Genomic DNA, 21,256 nt, shown 5'->3' with positions numbered 1-21,256 from the left:
ATGACGACAATAACTGACGCCACTATGAAAATTCTTGCACTAGATACCTGCACCGAAGTGTGCTCCGTCGCTCTGCTCAATGCGGACCAGCTCATTGAACGGTCGACCACGACGCAACGTGGTCATTCGGAACGAATATTGGGCATGCTCAATGAACTGCTGCAGCAGGCGGGCGTGGGCCTGGATGAAATCGATTTCTTGGCTTTTGGCAGAGGTCCCGGCTCTTTTACCGGTGTCCGTGTCGGCGTCGGTGTGGCCCAGGGCATTGCTTTTGCCCGACAGTTGCCGATTATTCCAGTATCAACCCTGGCTGCGGTCGCGCAGAGAGCCATTGATGAGTTCGGTGCCACACAAATTGCCGTGGCACTGGATGCCCGTATGGGAGAAATATATGCAGCGCATTATCGCGAAGAAAACGGATTGGCGGTGCTCTGCGACAAGGAACAGGTATGCCCACCCGACACATTTAAACCGCTGGATAACGAGCGATGGTTTGCTGCCGGTACCGGCTGGCAAGAACATGGCGAAGTACTAAAAGCCGCTTTTGCAGGACTTTTATCAGGTGAAGACAGCAGCTTACTGCCCACTGCGGCGGCCATGACCAAACTGGCACGTAAGCTGGCTGAGCAGGGACAAACGCTGTCTGCAGAGCAGGCAGTGCCGGTCTACCTGCGTGACAATGTTGCCAAGAAGAAGGGCGAGCAGTAATGGCACGTGAAAAAGACAAGCTTTACGCCGCCCCTTTGCAACAGATGGTTGATTTTCGCTTTGATGAGCGGGTGGTCAGTGTTTTTCCCGATATGATTCAACGTTCAGTGCCGGGCTATGCCACGCTTATCAGCAATATTGGTACCCTGGCAGGGCGTTACGTGCAAGCTGGCAGCCACTGTTATGACCTTGGCTGCTCGCTGGGTGCAGTCAGCCTGTCCCTGCGTCATGCGATTCAGCAGCCTGACTGCACAATTATCGCCGTGGATAATTCAGAAGCGATGATAGCCAAAGCGCGTGAGGTACTGACTGATGATTCAGCATCAGTGCCGGTCGAGCTGCAATGTGCTGATATTAATCAAGTCGGTATTGAAAAGGCTTCTGTTGTGGTGATGAATTTCACCCTGCAGTTCATTTCGCCTGAATTGAGACAGACACTGATACAAAAAATTTACGATGGGTTGTTGCCGGGGGGGATATTAATCCTGTCGGAAAAGCTGGCCTTTGAAGAACCGCAGGTCAACCAGTTCCATATTGAGTCACACCATAACTTCAAACGGGCTAATGGATACAGCGATCTGGAAATCAGTCAGAAGCGGAGTGCGCTGGAAAAAGTCCTGATCCCAGAAACCTTGAGTGCGCATCAGGCGCGATTGACGCAGGCAGGGTTCAGCTTTGTTGAAAAGTGGTATCAGTGTTTTAATTTCGTTTCGATGGTGGCCATTAAATGAGTGTATACCAGCCTCTGTACGATATCCTCGACGAAGCCGGTTTCTATGAATGGCGGCAGCAGCTTCAAAGCCGAATTGAATCACAACTCTCTCTGACACGTCATGGCAAGATGCCGATGTGGCAACAAGCGTTGAAGGCGCTACCTGCCGTTGTACCCAGTGAGATTGAAATAAAAGACCATGTGGCTATTGGTGGCGCTGCTGATTTGGGAGATGTTGATCGCGAAGCCTTTATCGACCTCTTAAAACAGTTTCATCCCTGGCGTAAAGGTCCGTATTGGTTATTTGATATTCACCTGGATACCGAATGGCGTTCAGACTGGAAATGGGACAGGGTGCTACCCCACCTGAGCCCACTTAAAGGTCGCCGTGTGCTGGATGTCGGCGGCGGTAACGGCTATCACGGCTGGCGCATGCTGGGAGAGGGCGCGGAGCTGGTGCTGGGTATTGATCCGACGCTGGTGTTCACCATGCAGTACCAGTTGATCAATCACTTTATCAACAGTGACCGGCATTTTGTTGTGCCGATTGGTATCGAGCACATGCCGGACAATCTCGGCTGGTTTGATACCGTCTTTTCGATGGGCGTGTTATATCACCGGAAATCGCCCCTGAGCCATCTTCTGGAACTGCGTTCCTGCCTGAAGCCCGGGGGCGAACTGGTGCTGGAAACGTTGATCATTGAGGCAGGCCCGGGGATGACCCTGATGCCGGAGGAACGTTACGCCAAGATGCGTAATGTCTGGTTTATTCCTTCAGTTGAGACGATGTTACTGTGGATGCGCAGGTGCGGTTTTAAAAACGTGCGTTGTGTGGATATCGATATCACGCCACTGGAAGAACAACGCCGCACTGAATGGATGACATTTGAATCCCTGGCGGATTTTCTCGATCCCGACGATACAAGTAAAACGATTGAGGGGTATCCAGCACCAATGCGGGGGGTGTTTATCGCCAATGCGCCGCAGTAATCAGAGTGCGGTGGCAGCAGGGGTGATGGAAATCCACTGACCGCTGCTGTTTTTGCAGGCATCCAGTGATTTCACTTCGGTCACATCATCCTTGGTGATCGATAAGTCATAAGCCAGGCAGGGATAGTGGCCATAAGAATAGGTGTGATCAATGTTGATTTCGTAGGCATTACCGGTTTCCTGGTTGAGCCAGTAATGACGAGAGCCCACGGCTTCTGTCGATAATGCCTTTTGTGTCTGTTCCAGATCGCTGCTCGTCATTGAGGTATCGGTTTCAATACCGGCCTCAACACCTGCGAGCAAATCCAGAGAAGCTTCGGTGCTTGTGATGATGCTAAATGAAGCTATCGAGGCAATGCCTAGACTGGTTAGCTTGTTAAACAACATAAACTTCCATAATCGAAGTACAGACTGGTTATTAAAATACGCCAGTGACTTTCACGGATGAGCAAAACATCCCGTTAAAGCGGGACGTTTTTCCTAACCAGCAGAGTATATACCCGAATTAAAAGCATTTCCAAGCTCTCCGATCACTCCGTCTCAGGCACCGAGTCGCAAACACCACCTAACAAATGTATCGCCATATCAATATGATGGGTCACTGTCTGGTGTTCACTCAGGTATCGTTGCTGTACCTGGTATGCCTCCCGCTCCAGTGAAATATGGGCCTCGCAGGCCAGGGGAAAGTGCTTCATCTTGCCTGATTGATCCTGCAGATAATGCACCAGCTCATGAACGATAAAACTTTTTGCGATCAAGCTGTTTTCCAGATCCAGGTTTTGGTCGTAATAAACAATATCGGTATGGTGGTCATAGTAGGCCACGGCGTTACATTGTTCATGATTGCACAGTGTTGCTTCCAGTTGTGCGTGGGGTATCGCAATCAACTCAGGGAGATTTGCTGCTTCTGGATAGCTACTGAGACTGACCGCCCACATCAGTAAACCATTCACCAGCTGTTGCATACCACCACCCTGTGTTATCGGGACACAGGACGGTAGACACACTGGCGCTTCAATAGGTTCTCAGTGGTATAGATATTAAGCGGTGGGCGATCAGTTATTTTCCGATATTATTGGCACGCTGGTATTTTTGCAGAAACTCTTCGAAAAAGAAGCTGACATCCTCCAGCAGTTGTTCCATGTCGGTAATGTTTTTGGCATAACGGCCCCAGACATAGCCATCTTTGAGGTAGCGCTTACCCTGAGCCTCATATTGCAATTGTCTGCTGAAATCGAGATAAAGCAGGTAACTGCCCGCATGTTCCTCAACTCTGAGTATTAATTGTGCATCATCGCGTTTGCTCGTTTCCAGGCTTGTTTCAGCCAGGGTGGTTTCAACCAGGGACTGAATGGCATGGCTATCGACACTGTCGGGTTCGATGGTATAGACGATATGGAGTGAGTGCGGCGACTCAATTTCAAGTCCGCTACCAGGCTCATGAGCGTTAGCAAGAAAAGAGAGCAGGGTGACTGTGATGGCAAAAATAAGGCTCAGCTTGCGTTTCATGGTTTCATAATCTGTGTACTTGTCGTCACGACAATGTAGCAGAATCAGGCAACATGAGGAACTCTGCTGCTAGTGATTAGTTTGAGATTGTTTTTTCAAGACTAATGACTGTTACTTTCATGACATCTTCATTTCATCGAAATACACAGTGGAGAAGCCGATTGCTGTTATTTTGACTAGCTGTCCTTTCGTTTTCTTTTGAAAGAAATCAACGGAGATTCGGCATTGTGTATGCTGAGATGTGTGGTGATCAGCTGAAATATCACCCGGTTTCCATAAACGTCTATCGTTGCCCGATGAAGGTATGTTGGAAACTTTGTTGTGAAAGTGGTGATTTAGACGAATGTTGTCTTACTGACTCACACAAAAAAGCCCCGGGTCATATCGAACCGGGGCTTATATTTGGCGGAGGGACAGGGATTCGAACCCTGGAAGGGCGTTAACCCTTGCCGGTTTTCAAGACCGGTGCATTCAACCGCTCTGCCATCCCTCCGAAGATGCGAAATTATACAGATAATACCCGCCAGCACAACCGCTAAGGCAAAATTATTTCTGCCAATCTGAATCCTATTGCCATTTAGAACTTATAAGGTAGGATGTTGTCAGTGCAATAGACAATTTCATCAACATCAAATGGAGACACTCTGATGAATTACGATGCTCAATCGACGGTTGCTCGTTCGCAGCAGTCAGTACTTGAGACCAACAAGCTACTCAGAAATACCTACAGCTTGCTGGCCATGACACTGGTATTCAGTGCCATGACAGCCGGTCTATCCATGGCATTGAACCTGCCGCATCCGGGCATCATTCTGACCCTTGTGGGTTATTTCGGCCTGCTGTTTTTGACAGCCAAACTGCGTAACAGTGTCTGGGGCCTGGCCTCCGTCTTCGCGCTGACTGGCTTTATGGGTTTCACACTGGGCCCCATCGTCAATATGTATCTGGGGCTACCCAACGGTAGCCAGATTGTGATGCAGGCCCTGGGTGGCACCGGCATCATCTTCTTTGCCCTGTCAGCTTATGCTGTGAAAAGTCAGAAAGACTTCAGCTTCATGGGTGGCTTCCTGTTCGTTGGTATCCTGGTCGCTTTCCTGGCGGGTCTTGCAGCATTCTTCTTCGAAATGCCGGGTCTGTCACTGGCTGTTTCTGCGATGTTCGTACTGCTGATGGCCGGTCTGATTCTGTATGAAACCAGCCAGATTGTTAATGGTGGTGAAACCAACTACATCATGGCGACAGTCACGCTATATGTTTCTATCTACAACCTGTTCACCAGCCTGCTGCATCTGCTGGGTGCTTTCTCAGGCGATGATTGAATTAAGTAGTGAACTGAGCGCTTAATTTGTTTTCTAATAAACCCCGCCCTGCGGGGTTTATTTTTATGAGATAACCATGCAGAAAAATCTGGCAAACTGGGACCGGCTTTTACGGATTTTCATCGGTGCGGCTATAATAGTGATAGCCTTGTATCATCAGAGCTGGTGGGCATTGCTCGGATTGGCTCTGATTTTGAATGGTGTTACAGGCCGCTGTGGTGGATATGCTTTGTTTGGCTTTTCTACCGCAAAAAGCTGCGACACTCATGCTGGTACTAATAAGCCGGAATAACGGATAGTGAAATGAGCGAATTACCGACACAACTGGTTGACCGCTTCGGACGCAAAGTCACATACGTACGTATGTCGATCACCGACCGATGTGACTTTCGTTGTGTCTATTGCATGGACGAAGAAATGACGTTCATGCCCCGCGAAAAACTGCTGACACTGGAAGAGATTGTCTTTCTGCTTAAGGCTTTTTGTGAGCTTGGTGTGGAAAAGGTCCGAATCACCGGTGGCGAGCCTCTGGTTCGACGCAATGTTGACTGGTTGTTTGATCAGATTGGTCAGCTTAAACAGAATACCTCGCTTAAAGAGCTGACGCTGACCACCAATGGCTCTCAGTTGCCCAAACATGCCGAAGCGCTGGTCAAAGCCGGGGTTGACCGCATCAATATCAGCCTCGACTCACTGGACCCTGACAGGTTTAAAGCTTTGACCCGCACCGGTGAGCTGGAACAGGTCATGAAAGGCATCGAGGCGGCCAGACAGGCCGGATTCAAGCGGATCAAACTCAATGCCGTCATCATGAAAGGTCGCAATGAAGACGAAATCATCGATCTGGCAGAGTTTGCAATCAACAACGGTATGGATATCTCTTACATTGAAGAGATGCCACTGGGTCAGGTGGAACACCATCGTGGTGAGAGTTACTGTTCCAGTGATGAGGTGCTGGAAAAGCTAAAGACACGCTTTGATCTTCAGCCCAGTATTGCATCCACTGGCGGCCCATCACGCTATTACCAGCTGGCTGGCAGCGATAGCCGCATCGGCTTTATTTCCCCACACAGTCATAACTTCTGCAGTAGCTGCAACCGGGTGCGCGTGACTACGGAAGGTCGTCTGTTGCTTTGCCTGGGGCAGGAGCACTCCATGGACCTCAGAGACATCATTCGCCGCCATCCGGGGGATATGGATAAGCTCAAGCAGGCGATTGTGAAGTCAATGGATATCAAACCGGAAGGCCATGATTTTGATATTGAGGCCAAGCCGGTAATTTTCCGCCATATGAGTGTCACGGGTGGCTGATTACAGGCCGAAAATGAGTAATGCCGGTATTCACCGACTACACACTACGACCGTGGTCGATGAAAACGGTGAAAGCCGCGAAGTATCGCTGACCGGCGAACGTCCCCTGACTATCTATCTCAACACCATTGAAATTGTCACTCTGATGACCCTGGGTGCCCAGCCGGAACTGCTGACACTGGGCTATCTGCGAAATCAGGGGCTGGTCGACAAGCTGGATGATATCGAATCGATTCAGGTGGACTGGGACGTGGAGGCGGTGGCGGTCACCACACGCACTGCCAAAGACAATATTGAGGCGTTAACTTCTCGCCGTACGGTAACCAGTGGTTGTGGTCAGGGCACCATGTTTGGCCATGTGATGGATTCGTTGTCAGAACTAAAACTGACTTGTCCGTCATTCAGCGCGGACTCGATTTATGCGGCGCTCAAGGCGCTGACTGAATACAACGAGATGTACAAGCAGGCAGGGGCGGTGCATGGCTGCGCATTGTGTGATGGTACTGATATTCTGATGTTTGTTGAGGATGTCGGCAGGCACAATGCGGTGGATGCCATCTCCGGCTGGATGTGGCTGAACGGCATTAAAGGTCATGACAAGGTGTTTTACACCACTGGCCGATTGACATCGGAGATGGTGATTAAAGTCGCCCAGATGCAGGTGCCATTGTTACTGTCCCGCTCCGGCGTGACCGAGATGGGCCTGAAACTGGCGCAGCAGATCGGTATCGGTATGGTCGCTCGTGCCAAGGGTAAGCACTTTCTGGTCTATAACGGTATTGAAGCTTTCAGTCAGTCTGAAACCGTCAGCTAAATCTCACTGTTGTCCAGTTTTTCCAGCAGCTTGGCCTGATGCCAGAAGGCATCGAGTTCTTCCAGGCTGAAATCGCCAAATCCTTTATTGGCTGCCGTGACGCTGGTTTCGACAAAATTAAATCGCCGGTAAAACTTCTGATTGGTGCCTTGCAGCGCATCCACAGGGTCTATGCCTAAGTGTCTGGCCAGATTGCAGCAGGCAAACAGCACATCACCGAGTTCATCGCTTAAGCGGTTTGTATCCGCATCATCAGCGATTTCTTGGCCCAGCTCATCCAGTTCTTCATGAATTTTGGCAATAACGCCCTGAATATCCGGCCAGTCAAAACCGACTTCAGCGGCTTTTTTCTGCATCGCGACTGCATAACGCAGGGCATCCTGATGTTTATCAAGCTGATTGAGCAGAAAATCCTGGCTGGCCATCTTTAATCCTGACGGGTGAAGCGAATGATATTACGGCGGTCACGTTTGCTGGGGCGGCCTTTTTGCTGACGGAAGCCAAGCGGCTCGTTTTTGATCTGCTCACGAAGTAGCTCGCGTTTCTCGCGACTGTCTTCGGTTTCCTGATAGAGTGCCTGCGCTTCTGTCGCAGGCCGTCGTTGCAGGTTGAGCCCCTGAACGATAATGTCGAATTCGTAGGGTGGTTTGGAGATGGTCAGCTTGTCATCCACCCGCACTGTGCGGCTGGGTTTGACCCGCTGACCATTAAGGTGCACTTTACCGCCGCTGATGGCTTCAACGGCGAGGCTGCGGGTTTTGTAAAACCGCGCAGCCCATAACCATTTGTCTAAACGTTGTGATTCAGATCGGTCGTTCTGATCCGCCATTAAGCCTTACCTTGGAGTTGCAGTAATATCGATTCATTTTCCAGCGTCGATGTATCCTGCGTGATTTCCTCTCCTTTGGCAATGGCGCGAAGCAGACGGCGCATAATCTTGCCCGAACGGGTTTTGGGCAGATTATCCGAGTAACGAATGTCATCCGGTTTGGCGATAGGGCCGATCTGTTCACCCACCCAGTTTCGTAGCTCCTGGGTCAATTTCTCATCAACACCACCTTCAGGACGGGTGCCTTTGAGTACGACATAGGCGAACACCGCTTCACCCTTAACATCATGCGGACGACCGACCACAGCCGCTTCTGCCACCAGTTCATGGGCGACCAGCGCAGATTCGATTTCCATGGTACCAAGGCGGTGACCAGAGACATTCAGCACGTCATCAATCCGACCCATGATCCAGAAGAAACCATCTTCATCACGACGGGCGCTGTCACCAGCCAGATAATATTTACCGCCAAAATACGGCCAGTAGGTGTCTTTATAGCGTTGATCATCGCCCCAGATAGTCTGGATCATTGAGGGCCAGGGTTTACGAATGACCAGATAACCACCCTGATTGGCCTTGGTGATTTCTTCACCATCATCATTAACGATAGCCGCATCAATACCAGGCAGGGCGCGGGTACAGGAACCGGGCTTGGCATGGGTGACACCAGGCACCGGTGCAATCATATGTGCCCCGGTTTCAGTCTGCCACCAGGTATCCACAATCGGGCAGCGGCCCTGACCAATGACGTTGAAATACCACATCCAGGCTTCCGGATTAATCGGCTCACCAACGGTACCCAGCAGACGCAGCTTGGACAGGTCATAGCTGTTAGGCAGTTCATCACCGACTTTCATCAGCGCGCGAATCGCGGTCGGTGCAGTGTAGAAAATGGTGACGCCATGACGGGCACAGACATCCCAGAAGCGACCGGCATCCGGCACGGTAGGCACACCTTCATAAATGACCTGAGTTGCACCGGTGGCCAGCGGGCCATAGGCGACATAAGTGTGACCGGTGATCCAGCCGACATCGGCCGTACACCAGAACACATCAGAGTCCTGGATATCAAACACCCAGCGCATGGTTGTAATGGCGTTGAGCAGATAACCGGCACAGCCGTGCTGGATGCCTTTCGGTTTGCCGGTAGAGCCGGAGGTATAGAGTAGGAACAATGGATCGGCAGCGTCCATCCACTCCGGTTCGCAGTCTTCAGACTGGCCTTGGGTGGCATCATGCCACCAGATATCACGGCCGTCTTTCATTTCCACGCCCTGGTTGCAGCGTTGATAAACAATCACGGTTTCAACGCTGTCGCAGCCGTTTTCAAGCGCCTGATCCGTCGTTTGTTTGAGAGGGACTATTTTACCGCCACGATGACCACCATCGGCGGTGACAACCACTTTGGCACCGGTATCCTCAATCCGGTCTTTCAGCGAGGAGGCCGAGAAACCACCAAAAACCACCGAGTGAATCGCACCGATGCGGGCGCAGGCCTGCATCGCGATAACCGCCTCGGTAATCATCGGCATGTAAATGATGACCCGATCCCCTTTGTTAACACCCTGTGCTTTCAGCGCGTTAGCAAAGACGCATACCTTCTTGTGCAAGTCGCGATAGCTGACATGGTCAACATCACCTTTTTCACCTTCGAATATGATGGCCGTTTTATCTGCATTTTTTTCCAGTTGGCGATCCAGGCAGTTGTAGGACACATTCAGTTTGCCATCCGGAAACCAGCGGTAATGTGGCGCGTTGCTGCTGTCCAGCGTTGTTGTGAACGGCTGCTTCCAGTCGATCAGATCACGCGCCAGATCAGCCCAGAAGCCTTCATGATCTTTTTTGGCTTTGGCGTAAAGCGCTTCCAGGTCATCAGCATGCAGCGCGGCACTTTTGACGAAAGCCTCGCTTGGTGGAAACCGACGATCTTCATGCAGGTTGGATTCAATATTTTCTTGAGCCATATAACGACACCTTTACGATTGTTCTTAAGGTCAGAGTAACACTTTACCCCTGAACAGAATGCCTGTTAAGCAGACATAAAAAACTCTCCCGAAAGCAGGGCTTAGGGGAGAGTTTTGACTAAAACGGATTCTAGAAGAAGCCGAGCGGGCTGGTGCTGTAGCTGACCAGCAGGTTTTTGGTTTGCTGATAGTGCTCAAGCACCATTTTGTGGGTTTCACGACCGACACCTGACTTCTTGTAACCGCCAAAGGCAGCGTGAGCAGGGTAGGCATGATAGCAGTTGGTCCAGACACGACCGGCCTGAATGCCTCGGCCCATGCGGTAAGCCAGGTTCATATCACGGGTCCAGACACCGGCGCCCAGACCGAACTCGGTATCGTTGGCGATTTCCAGCGCTTCAGCTTCATCTTTAAAGGTAGTGACTGACACCACCGGGCCAAAGATTTCTTCCTGGAAGATCCGCATTTTATTGTGGCCTTTCATCAGGGTCGGCTGGATGTAATAACCGCTGTCGAATTCAGCGCCCAGCTGTTCAACTTCGCCACCCATCAGAACTTCAGCACCCTCTTTTTTACCAATGTCGACATATTCCATAATCTTGTCGAACTGCATTTGTGAGGCCTGAGCACCCACCTGAACGTCGGTATCCAGTGGATTACCACGCTTAATCATTTTGGCGCGTTCAATGACCTTGGCGATGAACTGATCGTAAATGCTTTCCTGAATCAGCGCGCGTGACGGACAGGTGCAGACTTCACCCTGGTTGAAGAAGGCCAGAACCATACCTTCAGCCGCTTTGTTAATGAAGTCTTCTTCCTGCTGCATGATGTCTTCGAAGAAGATGTTCGGCGATTTACCGCCCAGCTCTGTAGTCGATGGAATAATGTTTTCCGCGGCGCGGGACATGATGTGCGAGCCGACAGGCGTCGAGCCGGTAAAGGCAATTTTGGCAATACGCTTGCTGGAAGCCAGGGCTTCACCGGCAACACGGCCCATACCATTGACGATATTCAGTACACCCGGTGGCAGCAGATCACCAATGACTTCCATCAGTTTCAGAATCGACACCGGGGTCGATTCAGCTGGTTTCATCACGATGCAGTTACCGGCAGCCAGTGCAGGTGCAATTTTCCAGGCTGCCATCAGCAGCGGGAAGTTCCAGGGAATGATCTGGCCCACAACACCCAGTGGCTCATGGAAATGATAGGCGACAGTGTTTTCGTCGATTTCACCCATGGTGCCTTCCTGCGCACGGATACAACCGGCGAAATAACGGAAGTGATCCGCCGCCAGCGGTACGTCGGCGTTCAGGGTTTCACGAACGGCTTTGCCGTTATCCCAGGTTTCTGCCACGGCCAGCATTTCCAGGTTTTCTTCAATGCGATCAGCGATTTTCAGCAGAACGTTGGATCGGGTAGTAACGGAGGCTTTACCCCAGGCATCTTTTGCCGCATGGGCAGCGTCGAGCGCCAGGTTGATATCTTCCTCAGTTGATTCGGCAACTTCACAGAAGACTTCACCGGTAACGGGGGTGACGTTATCAAAATACTGGCCTTTGACCGGGGCCACCCATTTGCCACCGATAAAGTTATCATAGCGTTTGTCGAAGTTGACAACGGAACCTTCAGTTCCTGGTTTAGCGTAAATCATGGTTTTTCTCTCTCTGTGTGTGCTAATGATCTAATAATTAATATAAGAGTGATGATGCAGGATAAATCCCACCCTTATCAATACGCTTGACTGTAATTCCCAATCACTTGACTTATAGTCCAGAACAGTTCCAAAATTTTGTGACAAACGTATTAAAGAACTCACGATGCAGATTGAGAAACTCTCGCTGTCAAAACGGCGTGAAAAACGACAATTACTGATCGAAAACAAATTGCAGTTTGCAGGTCCTGACTCAGCGTTGAGCATTTACGATACCTATCGTGCTGCCACTGGTGTCGGCCTTGCGGCTGAGCAATTACTGTTCTGTGGCATGGTCAGTGGCCGTAAAGTCATGCATGATCTGCGTCATCAGGATGGCGAGCTGTTTCTCCCGCATGAATCCTATGTGATGCCGCCCGGCGATTATGTGGAAATTGATTTCCCTGACGCCAAAGAGGAAGCACCCACAACCTGTTTGACAATAGAAATATCAAAAGATCGCATCAGCGACATTTCAGAACGAATGCGCGATCTGACCCGACTGGAAGTGGTTGACCACAGTTGGGAGTACCAACCCAAAATTATTCACACCCATCACACCACCGATACTCAGCAGTTACTGGAGAAAATGGTGTCCCTATATACCCAGAATAATCCAGATAAGGAGATCATGCTCGATTTGGGCGTCACTGAGCTGGTTATCCGTTTGCTCAGGGAACAGGGTCGTGAAGTATTGTTGAGCTATTGTCAGCAGGATCCCGATGCCACCGGCGTCACTGCCGCGATTCACTATTTGGAACAGAATCTGACTACGCCGCTGGATGTCGATCAGCTTTGTCGTCGCGCCTGTATGAGCCGCAGCCGACTCTATGTTGAGTTCAAAAAACAGCTGGGCTGTACCCCGGGCGAATTTCAGCAACAACTGCGATTGAAATCGGCGGCAGAGGCCATACGCGCCGGTAAAAGTGTCACTGATGCCTGTTACAGCTTTGGTTTCAACGATTTAAGTCACTTCAGTCGTCGCTTTACCCGTTTCTTTGGCTGTTCACCCAGTCAGTATCGGCTGCTATCAGGCAACGAATAAGGCCGAGGGCCTATCCATAGAATTATGGCAACCGCCTACTTGGCTGTCATAATGTGATTCTCTTAGCACTTTTCATGGGTTTGAGTTTTGTCGATAACGCCAGTCGTTTTTCGTACCATTTTTATTGTCTTAGTGATGCTCAGTCTGCCTTTGCGTGCAGAAGAGCACAGTCGGATCAATGTTGAGCTTAATGGTGTTGATCCAGAGCTGACCCAAACGTTAAAAAACGGTCTCACTATAGAACAGCAGAAGAACAGCGAGCGGCTGAATCCGCGTTATGTGGAAAAGCTATATCAAAGCGGTTTGGAGTCTCTTCAGCAGATGCTGACCGTTTATGGCTACTATTCGCCCAGCATTGAGGGTGAACTAAGCGAGCTTGATTCAGGCTGGAAAGCCACTTACCAGATTGAGCTGGGCCAGGCCGTCACACTGGAAAAAGTGGATCTGCAGATCCGCGGTGAGGCGGAGACCGATCCCGAATTTGAAAAACTAATTGAAGATTTTGCTCTGGAGTCCGGTCAGCAACTCAATCATCAGCAATACGAGAGTGCTAAAAAATCGATCCTGCGCCTCGCCGCCAGCCGGGGTTATTTTGATGGAGAAATGACGCGGGCAGAAGTTAAAGTCTATCCTGATAAATATCTGGCAAATGTTTATTTATATTACGATTCCGGTGAGCGCTACCATTTCGGTCAGATTAATTATCCGGATACGGTGATCGGTGAAAGACTGCTGCTGAAATTGCAGCCGATAGCGCCGGGAGATGCCTATACCGATGCTCAAGTGCTTTCAATGCGGAATAATCTGAGCAACAGCGGGTATTTTGACTCGGTATCGGTCCGTGCAGAGCGCGAACAACGAGAGAACGGCGAGGTGCCGCTTACAGTCAGTCTGAACGAGAAACCCAAACATCTATACACTGCCGGCCTCGGCTATGGCACCGACACCGGTGCGAGACTCGCATTGGGCTGGGAGAATCGCTACATCAATGATCGTGGTCACCGTCTGACAGCTGATGCCAGACTGTCGCAGGTTGCCAATAGTCTGTCTGCTGATTACATCATGCCGTTCTGGAGCGAGACTATTAATACCGTCGGTTTCAACACAGAATATAAACAGCAGGATACCGATACCAGTGAGAGTCAATCATTTGCGGTCGGGAGCTATTACAAGCGACAACGCTTTGGCTGGGATGAAACCGGCTCACTGAAACTGTTGCAGGAAGACTTTGATGTGTCTGATGACAGTGAATCAACTTTGCTGCTCATCCCCGGCGTTTCATGGAGCAGGACCTGGGCTGATAATACCCTCTACACCCGCCATGGCGGACGCTTGACACTATCACTGTCTGGCGCGTCAGAGGCGCTACTGTCAGATGTGACTTTCGGGCAGGTCGTATTACGCGGTAAATATATCCGTAGCATTGGCGAAAGCAGCCGTATCATTACCCGGGCGTCTATCGGCGCGACCGAGGTCAATGATTTCGAACAACTACCGACCTCATTACGTTTCTTCGCCGGTGGCGATAACAGCATCCGCGGTTTTGACTACCAGTCGCTGGGACCGGAAGGGGATGATGGTGAAGTCGAAGGCGGCCGTTATCTGGCTGTCGGCAGCCTGGAATATGAAAATATGTTCCTGGGTGATTGGGGTGGCGCCGTCTTTACTGACTTCGGTAATGCCTACAACAGCTTCAGTGACCCGATTGAATACAGTGTCGGTGTCGGTGTGCGCTGGCGTTCGCCGGTTGGACTAATCCGGGTTGATATTGCCAAAGCCCTGTCAGACACGGATGAATCGATCGGACTTCATATCGTGATAGGCCCGGATCTCTAAATGCGTAAAAAGCTTCTTTATTCCTTCATTATTTTACTGCTGCTGATACTGTTTTCATCCGCCTGGTTGCTGGGAACGCAGTCCGGACTGAATGCGCTGGTCAGCCTCAGCGAACGTTTCGTCCCTGCGTTACAGATTAACCAGGCTGAGGGTCGTGTGCTGGGTAATCTGTCTCTACGGGGGATTCAGTATCGCCCTCAGGACAGTAGCGGTGCAGAGATCGAACAGGTCGACCTCGACTGGCAGCCTGCCGCGCTTCTCAGTGCCACGCTCAAGATCGATACGCTCAGCATCAATAAACTTGATATCTATACCGTCGCCAGCGAGACAACGGCTGAAGAGGGGGCGTTAAATCTGCCCGAGCTACAGTTACCACTGCAGATAAAAATAGCCAGTTTCAATCTCACAGATGTTGCATTAATCGATGAACAAGGTCAGGAAACGCCTCTGATCAACACGTTCAGTACCAATGCAGCACTCAATGATAACGAGCTGATCATCAACGAATTATCAGTCGTGCGTGACGACCTGGAGACCAGCCTGAATGGTAAATTGGCACTTCAGTCGCCATACCCGGCATCAATCGACTATCACGTTACATTGAAGCAGTTGTTTGAAGCGCCCTTAAAGCTGGATGGCAATATAAACGGTGATATCGAGAAGCTCATTCTGAAACAGAAGGTCTCCGAACCGCTGGCTTCGCAGCAAACGGTGGTGGTAACCGATGTACTCGATGACTTGCAGTGGACGCTCGAAGCTAAAGCCGATGAGATTGATTTGGCGGCGGTGATGCCCGACCAGCCCACCCGGTTTGAAGCACTTGATATCGGGGCCGAAGGCAGCCTGAACCGTGTTGATGCCCAGATCAGTGGCCGTGTATTACAATCCGAGCTGCCGCCGCTTGCTGTCAATGCCGATATTAATTCCGATGACCTGGAAAACTGGCAACTGGCCCTCAACACAGCCATTAGTGAAGCTCAGACGCTGAAGCTTGCCGGTAAAGTCAATATCAGCGGCGAGTCGCCAGAAGCGGATCTGACTGCTTCGTGGCAAAATCTCAGCTGGCCGTTAACGGGCGACCAGACGTTGGTTACAAGCCCTGACGGTTCGCTTTCTGTGACTGGCACAATGGAAAATTATCAGGCACAGCTCAAATCGACTTTGAACTGGGAACAGCAACCCCTGCATGTGTCAGCTGATTCGACAGGTAGTCTGAGTCAGTTGCAAATCGAGTCAATGCAAGTTGAAGGCTTTCAAGGTCGCCTTGATGCGACCGGCATGGTCAACTGGCAGGCCTCGCCGATGCAGTATCAGCTTGATGCCGACTGGCAGAATATCGTGTTACCGGAAAATCTGGCTCAACGCGTTATCAAACTGGAACAGGGTCAGATTCAACTGGATGGCAACCCCGAAACTTTGCAGCTATCAACAAAAGCCGATCTGCTCATCGACGATATCAAAGCCAGTATTCAGGCCAACGGCAGTGGGGAGACCAGTCGTGGCTTTGATGCTGCTGAACTGATGATTCAACTGGCAGAAGGCTCGATGCGCTATCAGGGCCCGTTGTTGTGGCAGGGGGATACTCGGGTCGACGGTCAACTGGCATTAAATGAACTCAATCCTGGCCTGTTAGCGGCTGACTGGCCGGGTAGTTTGAGTGGAGATGCGGCAATCAGGGTCTCCGCACCCGACACAGGCATTCAGGTTGATGCGCAGGATATTGCCATTGATGGTGAGTTACGTGACCGACCACTCAAGCTGAACGGCGCTGTCAGTTATAGCGAACAGCGCATTAATGTCAGCGATTTGAGACTGAAGTCCGGACAATCTAGCCTGGCTGCCAGCGGTCAGCTTCAGCAGGAGAGTCTCGACTTTACATGGTCGCTGCAATCTACTGATTTGCAAGATTTTTATCCTGGGGTGTCGGGCCGCCTTGATGCAGACGGTACTGTCTCCGGCACGCTGGAAATGCCCGCCGCCGAGCTTCGGTTAAACGGCAAAGCGATCGCTTATGGTGAGGTTCAGGCAGGAGAGGTGAATGGCACGGCCACAATGACTCTGGCAGAGAACGCGGACTTGAATGCAGATATTGCATTGCAGAATCTCAGGCTGCCGCAATTGACAGCTGAAAGTCTCAATCTGAACATCGAGGGCAAACAACAGCAGCATGATATCGAGCTCACACTTGTTTCCCAACCACTTGACCTGTCAATGCAAGCCAGTGGCGGGCTGGATACCGAACAGGTCTGGCAGGGCCAGTTACAGCAATTGAGTTTCAGCAATGATAAGGCAGGACAATGGCAGTTGAGCGAAAAAGGGCTGATGACGCTCTCAGCACAAAAGCAGACTGTGCCATTACACTGCTGGTCATCGTCCACTGGCGAGTTCTGCCTTGAGGCCAGGCATCAGGACCAGCAGTGGCAGGCTGCTGGTCACTTCGCTGATCTCCCGCTCAGCCTGTTTGAAGCCTTTGTGGTCGAAATCGAACAGCTTCAGGGCCGCTTGCGTGGGCAGTTTTCTCTGGCATCAGATGAACAATCGGTGATCATCGGTGAGGGTGAAATCAATCTGGACGATGCCAGTCTGCAAATGAACCAGACCGCACTGAATCAGCAAAAGCCGGTGCCATTGAACAATGTCAGTCTGCGCTATCAAATCGATGCCGATAAGAGTACAGCCAGTTTCCATCTCGAGCCTCAGTTGGATGGCGTTTCGGCAGTGCATGCCGAATTAGAGACTGCGGGCTTGTCGACGCTGATCAACCATCCTGAACAAGCAGCACTGGACGGTAATATCACCACCGCAGTGCGTGATTTGTCGCAATTGGAGTTATCACACCCGGCCTTTGGTGACCTAAAGGGTCAGCTTGATATCAATCTCGATATCAGTGGCACACTGGCCCAGCCTGCAATTCAGGGCCAAGCCTGCCTGCAGCAGGGTGAAGTCGCTATCGTCGATGCCGGGATCGTGCTGGAACAAATTCAGGCGAGTGTTAAAGGCAATACCGATACGGTCAACTTTGATTTCCAGGCGCGTTCAGGCGGTGGCAGTCTGATGGGGGATGGCGTCTTCAGACTGACAGACTCCAGCTGGGAATTGACGACCAACATCCAGGGACGGGAATTCGAGGCCATGAATACGCCTGAGGCCTTGGTGATTGCCGAACCGGAGTTAACGGTGTCTGTGACGCCGCAAAAGACCCTGGTAACCGGCAAAGTGCATATTCCACGCGCCCAGATTGAGCCGACCCAGTTTAACTCGACCGTCAGCCCCAGCCGCGATGTGGTGGTTGTCAGTGATGAAGAAAAGATCGATGAGTCTGCGGCGGTGACGGAAATCGATATCACGGTCAGCCTGGGAGATAAAGTGAAACTTAAGGCGATGGGCTTTCAGGGTCGTCTGACAGGCTCATTGAGAGTCTTCGGTAAAACCAGCGATATCTTGCTGGCGAATGGCGAGATTATGGTCAAAGACGGCAGCTACATCGCTTATGGGCAGACCTTGCATGTTGATGATGGTAGTATCCGTTTTGCCGGCGGTCCCATTGACAACCCCGAACTGGATATCAAAGCGGTGCGTAAAGGCAAAGATTACCAGGCCGGGCTGCGAATACAGGGCACAGCTGCTTCACCACAGGCGGATTTGTTTTCTGATCCGAGCATGAGCCAGGACGACATATTGTCCTACCTGCTGCTGGGTAAACCGTTGAATCAGGCCAGTGCCACCGACGCCGCTTTATTAGCCTCAGCAGCGACCGGTATGGGCTTGCAGAATGGCGCGATGATTGGCGACGAAATTGCCAGCACCTTTGGACTTGATGAGTTTTCGATTGAAGGTGATAGCGCCGAGAATGCCGCGGTGCAGGTGGGTAAATATCTATCGCCAAAACTCTATTTAAGTTATGGCATTGGTGTGTTCGAATCCGTCAGCACCGTTGAGTTGCGCTATCAGCTCAGTCAAATATGGTCCCTGAAAGCGGAATCCGGCACCGAGAGTGGGGTGGATTTGCTCTATACCTTTGAGCGTGGTGGACCTGAAGACTGACACAAATAAAAAAAGCCCTGCATTGCAGGGCTTTTGTCTAGCGTATGAGGTTTAAAGCAGGCTGCAAGCAGCTTGAGCCCGCCAGGCATCAAACGCGGTTTTTCTCTCTGATTTCGTCCAGCGTTTTACAGTCGATGCACAGTGTTGCTGTAGGACGAGCTTCCAGACGACGAATCCCGATTTCGGTACCACAGGATTCACAGAAGCCGTAATCACCTTTTTCCAGGTCGACCAGCGACTCGTCGATTTTTTTAATCAGTTTGCGTTCACGGTCACGGGTTCGCAGCTCCAGCGTGAACTCTTCTTCCTGAGTGGCACGATCGTTGGGGTCAGGGAAGTTCGCTGCTTCGTCCTGCATGTGGTGAACAGTACGGTCAACTTCTTCACGCAACTGAGCACGCCATGACAGCAGAATGTGACGGAAATGCTCAACCTGAGCGTCGTTCATGTATTCTTCGCCTGGCTGCTCCTGGTAAGGAGTGAACTTAGCGTCGGCTTGAGTGTTTTCCATGTTGAAACCTCATACTTATAAAACCAAGGGCGAATCTATACCAGAACGCCCTCGCATGTGCAAAACTAAAATTCCATTTTAGCCCAATTCAACAGTCAAAAATCACGAATAAACTAATAAAAAGCGGCTGTTTTTGATAAACACTCAACACTTCGCGGATTGACAGTGCTCATGTGCGCCGGCGCAATCAATCGCGCATCATAATAACCCAGTGCCAAGTCCATTTTAGCGTACAAAAATGCTGGTTTTTGTTTGTGACAACGTGGTCACAACGTCGCTTTATGACTTTCAATGTTCCCATCATACGCCAGATAAAAAGCCTGAGATCAAGCCTGATTCAGGATTGTTTTGCCAGCGTGCAGCATTACTCTTATCCTTGCCGGTAATCGTTCGAGTAAGCGTCTAATTTTCAAGGGAGATTCATGAGCAGGCCAATCAGCAAACGGGCACAGGCCATTTCACCATTTCATGTGATGGATATTCTGGCCCAGGCCAAAGCCATGCAGGCGCGCGGCCATGACATCATTCATATGGAAGTCGGAGAGCCTGACTTTGAGACACCAAAGCCGATTATTGAAGCTGGCATCAAGGCGCTCGAAGATGCCCGGACCCATTACACACCGGCACTGGGCTTGCCCGAGCTCAGACAAGCCATTGCGGACTGGTATCAAACCCACTATAGCGTAAAGGTCTCAGCGGATCGGATTATCGTTACACCCGGTGCTTCCGGCGCTTTGCTGCTGGTCATGGGGGCTTTGCTTGATAAAGACCACAAAGTCATGCTGGCCGACCCGGGCTATCCCTGTAATCGCCATTTCGCCCGGTTTGTGGAGGGAGAAGTCAATGCCGTTCCGGTCACGGCAAAGAGCCATTACCAACTCACAGCACAGCATGTTGAAGAACATTGGGATGCAAACACCCGTCTTGCCCTGGTGGCTTCACCATCCAACCCAACTGGCACCGTATTGACCAAATCTGAACTGGCAGCCTTGTCAGCGGCGGTAAAAAAAGAGCAGGGCACTCTCATCGTTGACGAAATCTATCACGGCCTGACCTACGATGGCTTCCACGCACCCAGCGCCCTGCAAGTCGATGATGAAGCGTTTGTGATAAACAGCTTCTCTAAATTCTTCGGCATGACCGGCTGGCGATTAGGTTGGCTGGTCGTGCCCGATGGCTACACCGAAGTCATGGGTCGCCTGGCACAAAACCTTTATCTCGCTGCCCCTACCATGTCGCAATATGCGGCACTGTCAGCCTTTGAAGGTGAGACTCTGGCTATCCTTGAGCAACGCCGTCAAATCCTGCAGCAGCGCCGTGATGCCTTGCTACCCGCTTTGAGGGAAATCGGTTTTGATATACCCGTCAAGCCCCAGGGCGCGTTCTACCTCTATGCTAACTGTTCAACGTTATTAAACGAAAAAGTCCCAGACAGCATGGCTCTGTCACGCTACCTGCTCAAAGAAGCAGGCGTGGCCATTACACCGGGCCTTGATTTCGGCAATTTCGAAGCAGAAAAACATTGTCGCTTTGCCTATACCACCAGTGAAGAGCGACTGCTTGAGGCGGCAGAGAGAATAGGTAAAGCATTAGGTAGATTATGATGAAAGGAAATGCGCAATGAAATCAGAAGGCTGCGCTTAAGCAAACCGTCAGACTCCTTCATGCTTGAAGCGTAAACGACAAAGCCGACCATAGCGAAAGCTTAATAAAACGTTGGTCATTGCGAGGAGGTGACGACGCAGCAATCCACCGATCGCTTGCCACAAGCCCAAGCCTGTGAAATATTAGGCTACAACATGGAAAGACCAAGGCTATCTCGCCTGACCATCATAAATTGTTGAATGGCGTTGAGAAATGGAGATTTGTTTTGCATGGAAGCGACCTCATCCCTGAATAACCACATAACTAACCCGACAATAATCCGTATAGTCGGCCCGATTCTTTTCTCCTTGAAAAGAATCTTTTTTCCAT

The 21,256-nt window shown here is 50.8% G+C and carries 19 protein-coding genes and 1 tRNA gene; 11 read left to right on the top strand and 9 right to left on the bottom strand.

Features of this window, described 5'->3' with window-relative positions:
- Window positions 1-24: 24 nt before the first annotated feature.
- The 3 genes from tsaB to cmoB are packed head-to-tail and all read left to right on the top strand — an operon-like array spanning window position 25 to window position 2,410.
- Entirely contained in the window at window positions 25-708 is a 684-nt protein-coding gene (gene tsaB / locus OMQ46_RS05475; protein ID WP_266235166.1) for a tRNA (adenosine(37)-N6)-threonylcarbamoyltransferase complex dimerization subunit type 1 TsaB, read from the top strand.
- The gene (gene cmoA, locus OMQ46_RS05470) at window positions 708-1,439 is read left to right on the top strand and encodes a carboxy-S-adenosyl-L-methionine synthase CmoA (RefSeq protein WP_266235168.1); all 732 of its coding nucleotides are present in this window, start codon (window positions 708-710) and stop codon (window positions 1,437-1,439) included. The genes tsaB and cmoA overlap by 1 nt, the downstream gene beginning before the upstream one ends.
- Window positions 1,436-2,410 carry a tRNA 5-methoxyuridine(34)/uridine 5-oxyacetic acid(34) synthase CmoB gene (gene cmoB, locus OMQ46_RS05465; protein ID WP_266235169.1) on the top strand — a complete coding sequence of 325 codons (975 nt, stop codon included), beginning with the start codon at window positions 1,436-1,438 and terminating at the stop codon, window positions 2,408-2,410. The genes cmoA and cmoB overlap by 4 nt, the downstream gene beginning before the upstream one ends.
- Here the strand turns inward: cmoB and OMQ46_RS05460 are convergent, their stop codons facing one another.
- The 4 genes from OMQ46_RS05460 to OMQ46_RS05445 all read right to left on the bottom strand — a co-directional run bounded on the left by OMQ46_RS05460 (window position 2,411) and on the right by OMQ46_RS05445 (window position 4,412).
- Window positions 2,411-2,797 carry a hypothetical protein gene (locus tag OMQ46_RS05460; protein WP_266235171.1) on the bottom strand — a complete coding sequence of 129 codons (387 nt, stop codon included), beginning with the start codon at window positions 2,795-2,797 and terminating at the stop codon, window positions 2,411-2,413.
- Window positions 2,798-2,940: 143 nt separating this feature from the next.
- Window positions 2,941-3,375: a hypothetical protein gene (locus OMQ46_RS05455; protein ID WP_266235173.1), complete on the bottom strand. Its 435-nt coding sequence runs from the start codon at window positions 3,373-3,375 to the stop codon at window positions 2,941-2,943.
- 94 nt (window positions 3,376-3,469) lie between these two features.
- On the bottom strand, window positions 3,470-3,919 hold the full coding sequence (locus OMQ46_RS05450; RefSeq protein WP_266235175.1) for a hypothetical protein: 450 nt from the start codon (window positions 3,917-3,919) through the stop codon (window positions 3,470-3,472).
- A 403-nt stretch (window positions 3,920-4,322) separates the two neighbouring features.
- Window positions 4,323-4,412: transfer RNA gene (locus OMQ46_RS05445), tRNA-Ser, on the bottom strand.
- A 154-nt stretch (window positions 4,413-4,566) separates the two neighbouring features.
- Between OMQ46_RS05445 and OMQ46_RS05440 the strand changes: the two genes are divergently transcribed.
- From OMQ46_RS05440 to fdhD, 4 genes are all read left to right on the top strand, one after another.
- The gene (locus OMQ46_RS05440; protein ID WP_266235176.1) at window positions 4,567-5,238 is read left to right on the top strand and encodes a Bax inhibitor-1/YccA family protein; all 672 of its coding nucleotides are present in this window, start codon (window positions 4,567-4,569) and stop codon (window positions 5,236-5,238) included.
- A 76-nt stretch (window positions 5,239-5,314) separates the two neighbouring features.
- Window positions 5,315-5,530 carry a DUF2892 domain-containing protein gene (locus OMQ46_RS05435; protein ID WP_266235178.1) on the top strand — a complete coding sequence of 72 codons (216 nt, stop codon included), beginning with the start codon at window positions 5,315-5,317 and terminating at the stop codon, window positions 5,528-5,530.
- Window positions 5,531-5,541: 11 nt separating this feature from the next.
- The gene (gene moaA, locus OMQ46_RS05430) at window positions 5,542-6,549 is read left to right on the top strand and encodes a GTP 3',8-cyclase MoaA (protein ID WP_266235180.1); all 1,008 of its coding nucleotides are present in this window, start codon (window positions 5,542-5,544) and stop codon (window positions 6,547-6,549) included.
- Window positions 6,542-7,363, top strand: coding sequence for a formate dehydrogenase accessory sulfurtransferase FdhD (gene fdhD / locus OMQ46_RS05425; protein WP_266235182.1), 822 nt, complete (start codon window positions 6,542-6,544; stop codon window positions 7,361-7,363). Before moaA ends, fdhD begins: the two co-directional genes overlap by 8 nt.
- Here the strand turns inward: fdhD and OMQ46_RS05420 are convergent.
- From OMQ46_RS05420 to OMQ46_RS05405, 4 genes are all read right to left on the bottom strand, one after another.
- On the bottom strand, window positions 7,360-7,788 hold the full coding sequence (locus OMQ46_RS05420; protein WP_266235183.1) for a MazG nucleotide pyrophosphohydrolase domain-containing protein: 429 nt from the start codon (window positions 7,786-7,788) through the stop codon (window positions 7,360-7,362). The genes fdhD and OMQ46_RS05420 overlap by 4 nt on opposite strands.
- A 2-nt stretch (window positions 7,789-7,790) precedes the next feature.
- Window positions 7,791-8,192, bottom strand: coding sequence for an RNA-binding S4 domain-containing protein (locus tag OMQ46_RS05415; RefSeq protein WP_266235185.1), 402 nt, complete (start codon window positions 8,190-8,192; stop codon window positions 7,791-7,793).
- Window positions 8,192-10,156: an acetate--CoA ligase gene (gene acs / locus OMQ46_RS05410; RefSeq protein ID WP_266235186.1), complete on the bottom strand. Its 1,965-nt coding sequence runs from the start codon at window positions 10,154-10,156 to the stop codon at window positions 8,192-8,194. The genes OMQ46_RS05415 and acs overlap by 1 nt, the downstream gene beginning before the upstream one ends.
- A gap of 130 nt (window positions 10,157-10,286) precedes the next feature.
- Window positions 10,287-11,807, bottom strand: a complete 1,521-nt coding sequence (locus tag OMQ46_RS05405; RefSeq protein ID WP_266235187.1) for an aldehyde dehydrogenase family protein — start codon at window positions 11,805-11,807, stop codon at window positions 10,287-10,289.
- A gap of 166 nt (window positions 11,808-11,973) precedes the next feature.
- Here OMQ46_RS05405 and OMQ46_RS05400 point away from each other — a divergent pair, with 166 nt between their 5' ends.
- The 3 genes from OMQ46_RS05400 (at window position 11,974) to OMQ46_RS05390 (ending at window position 18,771) form a co-directional block, all read left to right on the top strand.
- Window positions 11,974-12,891 (top strand): AraC family transcriptional regulator, encoded by a 918-nt coding sequence (locus tag OMQ46_RS05400; RefSeq protein ID WP_266235189.1) that lies wholly within the window; start codon window positions 11,974-11,976, stop codon window positions 12,889-12,891.
- Window positions 12,892-12,978: 87 nt separating this feature from the next.
- Window positions 12,979-14,727: an autotransporter assembly complex family protein gene (locus tag OMQ46_RS05395; RefSeq protein ID WP_323135138.1), complete on the top strand. Its 1,749-nt coding sequence runs from the start codon at window positions 12,979-12,981 to the stop codon at window positions 14,725-14,727.
- The gene (locus OMQ46_RS05390; RefSeq protein ID WP_266235190.1) at window positions 14,728-18,771 is read left to right on the top strand and encodes a translocation/assembly module TamB domain-containing protein; all 4,044 of its coding nucleotides are present in this window, start codon (window positions 14,728-14,730) and stop codon (window positions 18,769-18,771) included.
- Between the two features lie 88 nt (window positions 18,772-18,859).
- Here OMQ46_RS05390 and dksA read toward each other — a convergent pair whose 3' ends face one another.
- The gene (dksA, locus tag OMQ46_RS05385; protein ID WP_266235192.1) at window positions 18,860-19,282 is read right to left on the bottom strand and encodes an RNA polymerase-binding protein DksA; all 423 of its coding nucleotides are present in this window, start codon (window positions 19,280-19,282) and stop codon (window positions 18,860-18,862) included.
- A gap of 422 nt (window positions 19,283-19,704) precedes the next feature.
- Here dksA and OMQ46_RS05380 point away from each other — a divergent pair, with 422 nt between their 5' ends.
- Window positions 19,705-20,886 (top strand): pyridoxal phosphate-dependent aminotransferase, encoded by a 1,182-nt coding sequence (locus OMQ46_RS05380; protein WP_266235194.1) that lies wholly within the window; start codon window positions 19,705-19,707, stop codon window positions 20,884-20,886.
- Window positions 20,887-21,256: the final 370 nt, after the last annotated feature.

Source organism: Methylophaga sp. OBS1, assembly GCF_026319365.1.
The sequence above is the reverse complement of the archived record's forward strand: the minus strand, read 5'-3'. Positions and strand labels throughout refer to the sequence as shown.

Excerpts from the sequence above, each read along its gene's own strand:
- dksA (WP_266235192.1), bottom strand. The coding sequence starts at position 19,282 with ATGGAAAACACTCAAGCCGACGCTAAGTTCACTCCTTACCAGGAGCAG.
- OMQ46_RS05415 (WP_266235185.1), bottom strand. The coding sequence starts at position 8,192 with ATGGCGGATCAGAACGACCGATCTGAATCACAACGTTTAGACAAATGG.
- OMQ46_RS05420 (WP_266235183.1), bottom strand. The coding sequence starts at position 7,788 with ATGGCCAGCCAGGATTTTCTGCTCAATCAGCTTGATAAACATCAGGAT.
- acs (WP_266235186.1), bottom strand. The coding sequence starts at position 10,156 with ATGGCTCAAGAAAATATTGAATCCAACCTGCATGAAGATCGTCGGTTT.
- OMQ46_RS05435 (WP_266235178.1), top strand. The coding sequence starts at position 5,315 with ATGCAGAAAAATCTGGCAAACTGGGACCGGCTTTTACGGATTTTCATC.
- OMQ46_RS05440 (WP_266235176.1), top strand. The coding sequence starts at position 4,567 with ATGAATTACGATGCTCAATCGACGGTTGCTCGTTCGCAGCAGTCAGTA.
- OMQ46_RS05460 (WP_266235171.1), bottom strand. The coding sequence starts at position 2,797 with ATGTTGTTTAACAAGCTAACCAGTCTAGGCATTGCCTCGATAGCTTCA.
- OMQ46_RS05400 (WP_266235189.1), top strand. The coding sequence starts at position 11,974 with ATGCAGATTGAGAAACTCTCGCTGTCAAAACGGCGTGAAAAACGACAA.
- OMQ46_RS05455 (WP_266235173.1), bottom strand. The coding sequence starts at position 3,375 with ATGCAACAGCTGGTGAATGGTTTACTGATGTGGGCGGTCAGTCTCAGT.
- tsaB (WP_266235166.1), top strand. The coding sequence starts at position 25 with ATGAAAATTCTTGCACTAGATACCTGCACCGAAGTGTGCTCCGTCGCT.
- cmoB (WP_266235169.1), top strand. The coding sequence starts at position 1,436 with ATGAGTGTATACCAGCCTCTGTACGATATCCTCGACGAAGCCGGTTTC.
- OMQ46_RS05390 (WP_266235190.1), top strand. The coding sequence starts at position 14,728 with ATGCGTAAAAAGCTTCTTTATTCCTTCATTATTTTACTGCTGCTGATA.
- OMQ46_RS05405 (WP_266235187.1), bottom strand. The coding sequence starts at position 11,807 with ATGATTTACGCTAAACCAGGAACTGAAGGTTCCGTTGTCAACTTCGAC.
- moaA (WP_266235180.1), top strand. The coding sequence starts at position 5,542 with ATGAGCGAATTACCGACACAACTGGTTGACCGCTTCGGACGCAAAGTC.
- OMQ46_RS05450 (WP_266235175.1), bottom strand. The coding sequence starts at position 3,919 with ATGAAACGCAAGCTGAGCCTTATTTTTGCCATCACAGTCACCCTGCTC.
- cmoA (WP_266235168.1), top strand. The coding sequence starts at position 708 with ATGGCACGTGAAAAAGACAAGCTTTACGCCGCCCCTTTGCAACAGATG.
- OMQ46_RS05380 (WP_266235194.1), top strand. The coding sequence starts at position 19,705 with ATGAGCAGGCCAATCAGCAAACGGGCACAGGCCATTTCACCATTTCAT.